The 10630-nt window shown below is 43.0% G+C and carries 9 protein-coding genes and 1 pseudogene; 2 read left to right on the top strand and 8 right to left on the bottom strand.

Annotated features, from left to right (window positions below; all coding sequences use genetic code 11):
- Positions 1 to 22 precede the first annotated feature (22 nt).
- Complete coding sequence (locus H528_RS0102935) at positions 23 to 1915, top strand: sensor domain-containing diguanylate cyclase (RefSeq protein ID WP_022852854.1); 1893 nt, start codon at positions 23 to 25, stop codon at positions 1913 to 1915.
- Here the strand turns inward: H528_RS0102935 and H528_RS0102930 are convergent.
- From H528_RS0102930 to H528_RS14515, 8 genes are all read right to left on the bottom strand, one after another.
- Positions 1904 to 3313, bottom strand: coding sequence for a hypothetical protein (locus tag H528_RS0102930; RefSeq protein WP_022852853.1), 1410 nt, complete (start codon positions 3311 to 3313; stop codon positions 1904 to 1906). The two genes, H528_RS0102935 and H528_RS0102930, sit on opposite strands and share 12 nt — an antisense overlap.
- 8 nt (positions 3314 to 3321) lie before the next feature.
- Positions 3322 to 4377, bottom strand: coding sequence for an MlaD family protein (locus tag H528_RS0102925; RefSeq protein ID WP_022852852.1), 1056 nt, complete (start codon positions 4375 to 4377; stop codon positions 3322 to 3324).
- Positions 4361 to 5122, bottom strand: coding sequence for an ABC transporter ATP-binding protein (locus H528_RS12400; RefSeq protein ID WP_022852851.1), 762 nt, complete (start codon positions 5120 to 5122; stop codon positions 4361 to 4363). Before H528_RS12400 ends, H528_RS0102925 begins: the two co-directional genes overlap by 17 nt.
- Positions 5123 to 5130: 8 nt before the next feature.
- Positions 5131 to 5904 (bottom strand): MlaE family ABC transporter permease, encoded by a 774-nt coding sequence (locus H528_RS0102915; protein ID WP_022852850.1) that lies wholly within the window; start codon positions 5902 to 5904, stop codon positions 5131 to 5133.
- Between the two features lie 364 nt (positions 5905 to 6268).
- Positions 6269 to 7576, bottom strand: a complete 1308-nt coding sequence (gene mtaB, locus H528_RS0102910) for a tRNA (N(6)-L-threonylcarbamoyladenosine(37)-C(2))-methylthiotransferase MtaB (RefSeq protein ID WP_022852849.1) — start codon at positions 7574 to 7576, stop codon at positions 6269 to 6271.
- Between the two features lie 7 nt (positions 7577 to 7583).
- Entirely contained in the window at positions 7584 to 8618 is a 1035-nt protein-coding gene (locus tag H528_RS0102905) for a DUF933 domain-containing protein (protein WP_022852848.1), read from the bottom strand.
- 4 nt (positions 8619 to 8622) lie between these two features.
- Positions 8623 to 9663 (bottom strand): anthranilate phosphoribosyltransferase, encoded by a 1041-nt coding sequence (gene trpD, locus H528_RS0102900; protein WP_022852847.1) that lies wholly within the window; start codon positions 9661 to 9663, stop codon positions 8623 to 8625.
- 86 nt (positions 9664 to 9749) lie between these two features.
- On the bottom strand, positions 9750 to 10223 hold the full coding sequence (locus H528_RS14515; protein ID WP_022852846.1) for a DUF2934 domain-containing protein: 474 nt from the start codon (positions 10221 to 10223) through the stop codon (positions 9750 to 9752).
- A gap of 186 nt (positions 10224 to 10409) precedes the next feature.
- Here H528_RS14515 and H528_RS12395 point away from each other — a divergent pair.
- Positions 10410 to 10630 (top strand): annotated as a pseudogene (locus H528_RS12395) (FAD-dependent oxidoreductase); the annotation flags it as partial.

Raw genomic sequence — 10630 nt, 5'->3', positions numbered from 1 at the left:
ATTGCCGATACCCTCATACAAGATGTTTGCGTTTTTTTACCATCTCCCCATTCGCTGGCGCATTCTGCTGCCATTTGGCAGTCTCCTGTTCGTAGCTTTTTTGATAGGAAGCTGGCTTGGCACAACAGAAATAAAAAATTTCGAGAAATTTCTGCTACAAGAAGAAGAAAAGTTTGCCCATAACGATATACTCTTATTTGAAAATCAGGCTAAAAACCTTGCCCTTTTAGCCAAAGTAATCGACCCAAATTTTGTCAAAGGAAAAGAAATAGCCGGATATAAAGTCACTTTTTATCCTACCACACAAAAACCAAACTTTGATGAATATTGGGAGCTAACTCTAGAAGACAAGCCAATCATAAAAGGTATAGCATATCAGAAAGAAAAAAACATAACCGTTAAAATAACTGCCCCTTTAAAGGAATTTGCAAAACTAATAGAAAAAGAGAATCAGATCAGAAATGGCATATACTATATCCACAAAGGAAAAATAATTGCAGACAAAAAAATAATACCTGAGAAAATATTAAACGGATTACCCAAAGAATTTCCATCAAACTTGACCTTTAAAGGGAAAAACTTTATTGCTATTCCTTTTAAAAATAGAGAAGGCCAAACCTGGGGGTTTTATGTTAGGGAAACAGAAATATCTCTCTTGAAGGGACTAGCACAAAAATTAATAAAACAAAACGCAATAACTGCCTTTTTATTTATAATTATTGCTCTAAGCATAGTATCTTTTGTCACCAAACAATTTGTATGCATCCCACTAGAAAATCTTAAAAAGCAAGTAGAAAATATTTCAAGAGGAATTGAAAAACGACTTAGAACAGAAATACAAGAATCTTTCCTAAAGATTACTGGCAAAGATGAAATCTCTCTGCTGGCAAAAAGTATTAATGACCTTGTAAAAGAACTAGATGAACTTGCATCATTTAGGCAAACAATAGAAACAGACGAAACCGCTCACGAAGTATATCAACGACTTGCCGATGTTTTTGAAAAAAAATTCAACCTTAAAAATTTTACAATACTTGAAGTACACCAAAACAATAAACAAAAAATGGCAACAAAGATCAACAAGCTAAATAAAAACAATTACTACAACTGCTTAAAAAGCATAAATGAAAATCCAAAACTATGCAGAGTATTTCGCAGTGCACTAATGGCAAGTTCTCTCCATTTTACCTATTATTGCAATTATTTCAAAAATCAAGAGAAAGATTACATTTGTTTACCGATGAAAGAAGGCAGAAAAGTTATTGGAGTAGTCCATTTTCAACTAGAGAAAAATGAAAGATCGAAAAAAGAAATCGAAATAATCAATGAAAAAGTAACTGCCTACCTCCAAGAGGCTGCTCCTATAATTGAGGCCAAAAGATTTGCAGAAAAATTAAAAGAAATGTCTTTAAAAGACAGCTTGACCGGACTATATAATAAACGCCTACTCGAAGAGCTTATCCCTCAGATTTCAGCAGGCATAATAAGAAGAAAAAGCAACATAGGTGTTATCATGTTTGACATAGACCACTTCAAAGACATAAACGACAACTACGGACACTTATTTGGAGATTTTGTTTTAGCCAAGATCGCTAACATTTTATCTTCTTGTTTACGAAAAAGCGATTTTGCCATTCGCTACGGAGGAGAAGAATTTTTAGTTCTACTAGTAGATGCCAATCCTGACACCACATTACAAGTAGCAGAGAGAATAAGAAAACAAATTCAAAAAACCAATTTTTCGCACGAAGGAAAAGTCACCACTATAACTATCTCTGGTGGGATCGCAGAGTTTCCCGAAGACGATGATGATTTATGGCAAGTAATTAACTTTGCCGATATCGCTCTTTACGAAGCAAAAAGAAGAGGCAGGAATAGAATTGTCAGGTTTGAAAAAAGTTTTCTAAAAAATTGAAAGAAAAAGCAATTTTAAATGCCAATCATTATGACGCTTTCCAAAACCAAAAAGGCCGTTTAGAAGTTGAAAATTAAACCCGTCTTTTCTTGTTTCGTAACTTAATAAAAAAGCAAGTTCCAGGATCTTTTTATCTTTGGTGCAATCATGACGATAAAAACCCCAAAGGGCCTTTGAGCGCGTAGTACCGTCAGGGAACCGAATGTATTCGTAAAGCTTAAGCAAAGGAGCTATGGTACGGTCAATACCCTCATGGTGAAAAGGAATTATCGCCGGGATAAAAAACACCTTTGAGCCATCTTCGCGGCGCATATGTTCCGCTAAAGGCCAGAGACGGCCGAATTCGTAATAAATTTTCCCATTTTCGTCTTTTATGCGGGTAAAACGACTAAAAAGCAACACCCGGCTTTCATTTTGATAAATTTTTTTGGGGCATAGGCATAAGATGTCACGATAAAAAAGAAAAAAGGGCCAGAGAAAAAAGTGATAATCGCTATCTTCTATTTTGCGGTGTCCCAAAAGAGGCCAAAATTTTCTTTCATGATAAGGGGGATTTTTCCCTTCGCCAAAGGTGAAAAACGGCCTTGGTAAATCCAAGCGGGTGGTATCGGTTTTTTCGTTACGATAATACCTGAATAAAGGCCACAATAACGTATAACGCCTAAAATTAGGCGATTTTTCCTGAATCCAGAAAGGGAAAAACATTTTTCTCTCGGCAAAGCTGTCTTCTCCTTCACGCCACTTGAGATAACCAAAAAAGGGCCACAGGAAAAATTTGCGCTCGTAAAAATCTTTTTTTATGCGCACCCCGTAAATTGGCCAGAACTTGCGCTGATAAAGAGTTGGGCCATCGGTGCGGTTATAAAATGGCCAAAAATAAGTACGAGAAATGTTTTCATCTATGCGTGAACGGATGTAAACCGGCCACATGTAAAACTTGATCTCATCTTTGCCAAAAAAATCATAAAGCGTCCCGTAAAAAGGGAAAAAACCCCAATATTTTTGGCCTTGTGGCGATTCTCCCCAAAAATAGAGTAAAAAGCTACGGAAGTGTTTCTTCTTGGAATGATTGTCATCTACTGAAATAAAAGGAATGAACCTTAAGCGAGAGTAATCTTTCCCCCGCTGATAATGCCCAAGCGGGCTAAGAAAATAGAAATCATATTGATCTGGCCCCTTTACCTCTGCCCAAAAGGGCCTAAAAGCCGTGGCGCTTTCTTTGGGTGTTCTATAGGAATAAATTAACGGGCCAAATAATTCCAGCTCACGAGCACTTTTGTCGCTTGATTCCTGGTAAAAGAAAAGGGGCCACCAGTTTCTGCGCACACCCGCTTCTGCCAGGCCAGCAAAGAGAAAAAAACTTGCTATCAATAAAAACAGGGCCAAGTTTTTTTTCACGGCTGCTCCTATTGAAGCACCATGCCACCAACAGTACCCAAGATGGTAATGGGCATCTGCTCCTGAAGACCCACGGCTGCCTGGTTTACGTTGCGCAATGTCTTTTTAAGTTCCAGATAAAGGGTATCATCGGTAAGAAGCTTACCCAGCGTGCCTTCACCTGATTCAAGACGCTGGGCAACATTGTTAAGCGATTTAACTGTTTCATTCAGTTGATTGTAAAGCTCGTCATCAGAGATAAGTTTTCCAAGGGTTCCTTCGCCTGATTCAAGCTTTTGAGCAACCTGCTTTAAAGTGCGAGAAGTTTCGTTAAGATCTGCAATAGTTTGTTCTATCTCTTTATAAAGGGTGTCGTCATTTAGTAATTTGCCAAGGGTGCCTTCTCCTTGATTAATTTTTATAGCTGCTTGATTTAGATTATCAGCGATAGACTCGAGTTTATAATAAAGCTTATCATCAGCTATTAACTTACCTAAAGTTCCTTCTCCTTTGGCTAACTTTTCGTTAATCTCGCGAAAGGCCTTGGCTGCTTCACGCACGTCTATAGACATTTGTTTAAAATTGGCTCTAACTTCCTCTGAGAGCAATACTTCCTTGATACCCGCGGTTATTTCACGGATGTCTTTAAAAGCAGGGCCTATTTCGGTGAGAATCTGGTCAAGGTCCATGGGAGTTACTGTTTTGGCGATCATCTCCCCTGGGGCAAGAAATTCTTTGGCGTTTCCTTGTTTAATTTCAACGTACCGATCACCTAAAACCCCTTTGGTGCGTATAGCAGCGGTAGCATCTTTAGCGATTTTGATCCCATCCTGGATACGCATAATGACAAGAGCCCTGCCATCAGCTAAGCCAATGCTTGCCACTCGACCTATCTCCACACCTGCCATCTCTACGCGGGCCCCTGGGACCAGGCCCGAAACATTTTCAAACACCGCTTTAAGCGGATACCCCTTTTTGGCAAAAATCTTTTCTTCGCCCAGCTGAAGACTCATATATCCCAAGGCTAGCAAGGTAATGAGTACAAAAATGCCTACTTTTATTTCGGTGTTACTGTTCTTGTTCATCGCGTGCCTCCTTAAAACCTGTAGGCAAAGCCCTAATAAACTTTTGTACAAAGGGATGTTTAGAGTGTTTTATTTTTTCAGGGCTCCCTTCTTCAATAACTTTGCCTTCGTAAAGAAAGGCGATTTTATCTGCAATAGCAAAGGCTATAGGAACATCATGGCTAATCACCACACAGGTAAGATTAAGACGCTGCTGGGTTTCCTTGATGAGATTAGAAATACTTTCTTGCATAATAGGATCAAGGCCGGTAGTTGGTTCGTCAAAAAGTACGATTTCAGGGTCAAGGGCCAGGGCGCGCGCCAAAGCAACCCTTTTTTTCATTCCCCCAGAGAGCTCTGAAGGCATTTTGTCAATGGCCTTTAGAAGCCCTACCTGGGAAAGTTTCGTTTCTACCCTTGCCCTAATTTCGCGTTCAGAAAGCTTGGTGTGCTCCCGCAACGGAAAGGCTACGTTTTCGCCAACGGTAAGGGAATCAAAAAGGGCCCCTTCCTGAAAAAGCATCCCAAAACGCTTGCGGATCTCCATAAGCTCTGGCTCAGAGAGCCTGGTTATGTCTTTTCCGTCTATTAAGATTTGCCCTTTATCCGGACTAATAAGGCCGATGATATGTTTTAAAAGAACACTTTTTCCCGTACCGCTTGCTCCCATTATAAAAGTTATCTTCCCTTCAGGGATTTCTAGATTTACCCCTTGAAGGACTTTTTGCGGCCCAAAAGCCTTATGTAAGTCGATGATCTTTATCATGGTGTCCTCTAGTCAAACAAAAGCGAGGTAAGAATGTAGTCCGCAATGAGGATGCTTATCGAAGAAATAACCACCGCCTGTGTAGTAGCCCTACCAACACCTTCAGCCCCACCACGAGCATGATAACCTTTAAAACACCCAACCACCGCAAGGATAGCACCAAACACAAAAGCCTTATAAAGGCCATTGGCAATATCAGAAAGCTCGACCAATTCTTTCATTTTTGCAATATAAATGCCAGCATCTATATGCAAGAGAATTACCCCTACGAAATATCCCCCTGCAATGCCCACTACGTCGGCAAGCACCGTAAGAAGGGGAACCATCAAGATAGCAGCCCAAAGCCGGGGTACGACAAGATAATGAATAGGGTTAACAGCCATGACTTCAAGGGCGTCTATTTGTTCGGTAACCCGCATGGTGCCTATCTCAGCAGCCATAGCCGAACCCGCACGCGCGGTAACCATAAGCCCTGTTAACACAGGCCCAAGCTCACGCAAAAGAGAAAGGGCTACAGTGGCCCCTAAAAGGGTTTCGCCACCAAATTTGCGAAAGCCATAATATCCCTGGAGGGCGAGGACCATTCCAGAAAAAAGACCGGTTAGCACCACCACCAAAGTGGACTTAACCCCAACGAATTCCATCTGTTTAAGTAAGAGGCGAACTCTAAAAGGAGGGCGAAAAGTAAGCATCATGGCCTTAAAAAACATAAGGGCCATGCCGCCCATTTCCTGTATCATTACTATGGAAAAATGCCCCAACGCCCTTAAGGGGTTATACACTTGTGCCTCCCGGTTCAAGATGATTCTCTATTCTTGGCAGAAAAAATATGACACGTCAAACCAGATAAAAAATTGATTTTGATCAAACTACTTTTTATTTCGGTCAAAATATGTTCTTTCATCACTACCAGGAAATAGAACAGATTTAACCCACATGAATGATTGCTCACAACGAAAATGTGAAAAACGTCACAGGAAAGTGCCCGTGGCCTGTCCCCTTAAGATGTCCCCTTAAGATATTTTCATTTTCACAGGAATAGGATTCGTTCCCATTTTTCGAAACGAAAAAAATGGGAACAGATCCCGAGAGGCAGTGTTGATAAAGCTCATTGTGCGGGCAAGTACGTGCACCTTCATGGTAACGCTAATTTCTAACGATCTCTCCGTAAAGGAAGGAATCAACCGCCCTTTCAATTTTGACTCTGGCAATCTCACCAAGAAGAGAAGAATCAGCCTCAAAAAACACCGAAACATAATTGCGCGTAAGCCCCTCATACAAGCCTTGCTCTTTTACGTAGCGTAAGACCAGGACCTCGCGTTCACTTCCCAACTGTTCTCGCAAAAAGGCTTTGCGCTTGGCCTTTGAAAGCTCCTGTAATTTTTTGGCCCTGGCGGCTATTTTGTCTGGCGGAACCTGTGGCCAGCTAGCTGCCTTGGTGCCTGGCCTTGGCGAATAGGGAAACACATGAAGGTACGAAATGGGAAGGCTTTCAAGAAGCACAAAGGTCTTTGCAAAGTCTTCTTCCCTCTCTCCGGGAAATCCTGCGATCACGTCTGCGCCAATAGCAGCCTCAGGAAAAATTTTCTTAATTTTTTCCACCAGGGTCTTGAAATCAGCCGCCTGATAACGCCGCCCCATCTTTTTCAAAACCTCATCACTTCCACTTTGAAGAGAAATATGAAAATGAGGACAAAAACCTTTGGCCCGGGCAAGCAAATCCAAAAGTTCGTCTGAAATCTCAAGAGGCTCTAAAGAACTAAGCCGAAAACGCGGAACTTTTAATTTTTCGAGCAAAAGAACAATATCAAGAAGGCTTCTGGAGGGGCTTAGATCCCGGCCGTAAAGACCCAGATGGACGCCTGTGACCACTATTTCTTTGTATCCTGAGGCCAAATAGCGGCGCACCTGAGAACGTATTTCTTCTAAAGGAAGGCTTCGTGAAGGACCTCTAGCATAAGGAACGATACAATAGCTGCAAAACACGCTGCAGCCATCCTGAACTCGTAAAAAGGCCCTACGATGACCTAAAAAGCGACTAAGGGGGTAAGGCTCACATACACGGAGGTCCCTTGTGTCACTTACGCTGATAATAGTTTTTTCAAGGGGCAAAGAAAGAGATTCGATAATTTCAAGAAGTTTTGCCTTTTCTTGTTGCCCAAGGATAAGAACGGGCTCTTTGACAAGGTCTTTTAGTTCCTTTCCCGCCACCTGGGCATAACAACCACAGGCAACCACTAAAAGTGGCTTTTTTTTCAAAGCCCTTCGGATCAGTTGGCGGCTCTCATAGGCCGCCCGTGCCGTTACCGCACAGGTGTTTACAATGTAAATGTCTGCTTTTTCTTTGAAGGAGACTAACTTGTGGCCCTTTCTTTCAAAGGCTTCGCCTAAAGAAGCACTTTCAACCTGATTGACCTTGCATCCCAGAGTAGCAATAGCGACCCGAAACCTCATGAAAAAATTATACGCTAAAGCGGAAGATGATTACATCGCCATCTTTTACGATGTAATCTTTGCCTTCAAGGCGCACTTTGCCCAATTTTTGCGCGGCTTGATAAGAGCCCGCCCGAACTAAATCGTCGTAAGCTACTACTTCGGCCCTGATGAAACCGCGTTCCATATCAGAATGGATTGTTCCTGCGGCTTTTTGGGCAGTGGTACCCCTTGGAATAGGCCAGGCCCTTGATTCTTTTTCACCACCGGTGAAAAAGCAGATCAAATCAAGTATTTCAAAACTTTTGCGGATAAGAAGCGGAAGAGCTGGTTCTTCTAAACCGTACTCCTCCCGGAAGACCTCGGCTTCTTCAGGAGAAAGCTCTGCAAGGTCCGCTTCAAGACGCCCTTTGATGTGAATAGCATCTGCTCCTTCAGGAAGCTTAAGCTCCACTTCGGCGTTTTCTTCTCCAGTGTTAATTACCACTAATAACGGCTTTATGGAAAGGAACCCATAGCCCCTCATTATGGGGCTTTTTTGAAGAGCTTTAGAGACCCTTAAAGGCCTGCCTTCTTCTAGGAGTTTTTTGGCCTCACGAAGTTCTGTTAACTCCTCCTGAGAAACTCCAGCGCCTTTTTTGGCCTCCTTTTCCAGGCGTTCAAGGCGTCTTTCTACAATGGCAAGGTCCGAAAGAATGAGTTCTTCGTGAAGAATATCAAGATCCGCTTGTGGCTCAGGGGAAAGGCCGGCTAGCTCAAAATTACGCACCACCATGATCAAGGCGTCTGCAGGCTTAAGCTCATGAAGCATACGCTCAAGCTCTTTTCCTCTTCCTTCCCTTTCTCGCAAATCAAAAGACAAATCAAGGTATTGCACGGTAGCAGGGGTAATCTTTGCAGAAGAAAAAATATCGCTAAGAACTTTGAGTCTCGCGTCAGGAACTTTTACCACTGCCCGGGCAATCCCGCCTTTTTCTTCAACCTGCCCGGCAGCCTCACCAGCTGCTGCCCGAAAAATAGTAGTTTTACCGCTTTGAGGAAGTCCTATAATGCCTATCTTCATAGCGCTATTGGGTATGGCGCTGGCTGAAAGCCACCAGCTCTTCAAGCTTGTCTATGGCCTTGCCAGCCGACAGTATCTCCAAGGCCTTTTTAACACCAGCCTTAAGGTCTATAACTGCTTCAGCCGCATAAATAGCTGCCCCTGCATTAAGCGCCACCATGTCGCGCTTTGGGCCAGTTTCTTTTCCTAAAAGAATCTCTCTAATAATGCGAGCGTTTTCTTCAGCGTCCCCGCCAAGCAGTTCCTCTGGTTCTTCACAAAGCTCAAGGCCAACATCAGGTGGATCAACATAGTAAGTGGTGATACGGCCTTCTCTTAGCTCAGAAACTTTGGTTGAACCTGTGACCACGAACTCGTCGTAGCCGCCCTCACCAAAAACAACCAAAGCCCTTTTAGAACCAAGGGCATCCAAGGCAAAAGCCATTTTTTCCGTAAGGCGAAAGTCAGACACCCCAAGCACCTGGGTATTTGCTCCCGCAGGATTAAGAAGCGGCCCCACGAGATTAAAAATAGTACGCAAAGAAAGGGCCTTACGCACCGGGGCCACGTTTTTCATCGCCGGGTGATAAAGAGGCGCAAAAAGAAAACATATCCCGCAGGAGGAAAGACACTCTGCCGCCATTTCAGGGGGCATGTCAATCTTGACTCCCAGGGCCTCTAAGACATCGGCACTGCCGCATTTGCTGGAAACAGAACGATTACCGTGTTTGGCAACTTTGATGCCCGCAGCTGCAACCACAAAAGCCGCTGCTGTGGAGACATTGAACGTGCCCTTACGGTCTCCTCCTGTGCCGCAGGTGTCAACCAGGGGTTCTTCTGGAGGAACGTTGTGCGGCACTTTAAGGGCTGCCTTACGAAGTGTACGGGCAACTGCTGCAATCTCTTCCCAGGTTTCGCCTTTTACCTTAAGCCCCACCAAGAGCCCAGCAAGGACTCTTTCGTCAAAATCTCCCGTAACAATCTCTGCAAAAGCGGCTTCGGTCTCGTTAGGGCTTAGGTCTTTTCCTTCAGAAACTTTGATAAGTGCTTCTTTTAATTTGGACATAACGCTAGACCTTTTGCATGAAAAAATTAAGCGCCCCTTAGGGCGCTATTATCCATAACGCTTTTTCTAAAAACTGAAAAGAGGGCCTAAATATACATTTTGGAAGCCTTTTCTACAATGCGTTCGGCTTCAAGCCAGTCGTCTAAGGCTTTACCAGGTTCTTTGCCTCGCCTGAGATAAAGCTCATAAGCAATTTTTTCGATAAGTTCTTTTTTCATACGTTGTGCTTCTTCTGGAGGACCGATAAACTCAACCACGAGATTATCTTCTTTGGCTGATTGAACCTCTATGCCCTTTACTTCACCATTTTCGCGCAGGACGTATATCGCCCTGGGAGAGCGTAAAGTATGAACAAGATGTTCGGTATGTTCAACATCAACACCGCCAACGATTACTTCAACGTCTTTTTTCTTGGCTTCGTAAACCAGGCCAAGAAAAGGCATATCGCGACATACCTCATGGCCACCCACCAACACGCAAACAGGTCGAAATTGATGCTCGGCGTTAAACTTTTTTAAGAATTCCGGCCAGTCTTTCTTGAGGATTCTTTCTTTTTTCATTTTCACCACCCTCCTGCAGGGAAAATTAGAAAATTTCTTTCACTTTAAAAGATAAACAGATTTTAAAACATTTCCGCTATTTCAGGATATTTTTTATCAAAAAAAATCCTAATTTTTTAACAAAAAAACTTGCGCTAAAGGTATTGTGTTGCTACTTCGAAAAACAAATCCCTTTGGAGGGCAATCATGGCGGAAAGAATAGTCGTTATCGGAGCCGTGGCCGCAGGGCCTCGTGCAGCCTGCCGGGCCAAGCGCCTTAACCCTCAAGCCGAAGTGATCATGATAGACAAAGACGATCTCATTTCTTACGGCGGCTGCGGTATCCCTTATTACGTCTCAGGAGATATCCCCGACGAAAAAGAATTACGCCTTACGGCTTTTAAGATGCTTCGTGACGAAAAGTTTTT

It is taken from the genome of Thermodesulfatator atlanticus DSM 21156, from assembly GCF_000421585.1.
Taxonomy (GTDB): domain Bacteria; phylum Desulfobacterota; class Thermodesulfobacteria; order Thermodesulfobacteriales; family Thermodesulfatatoraceae; genus Thermodesulfatator; species Thermodesulfatator atlanticus.
Note: the sequence above shows the minus strand (reverse complement) of the source record. Positions and strands in the feature narration are given on the sequence as shown.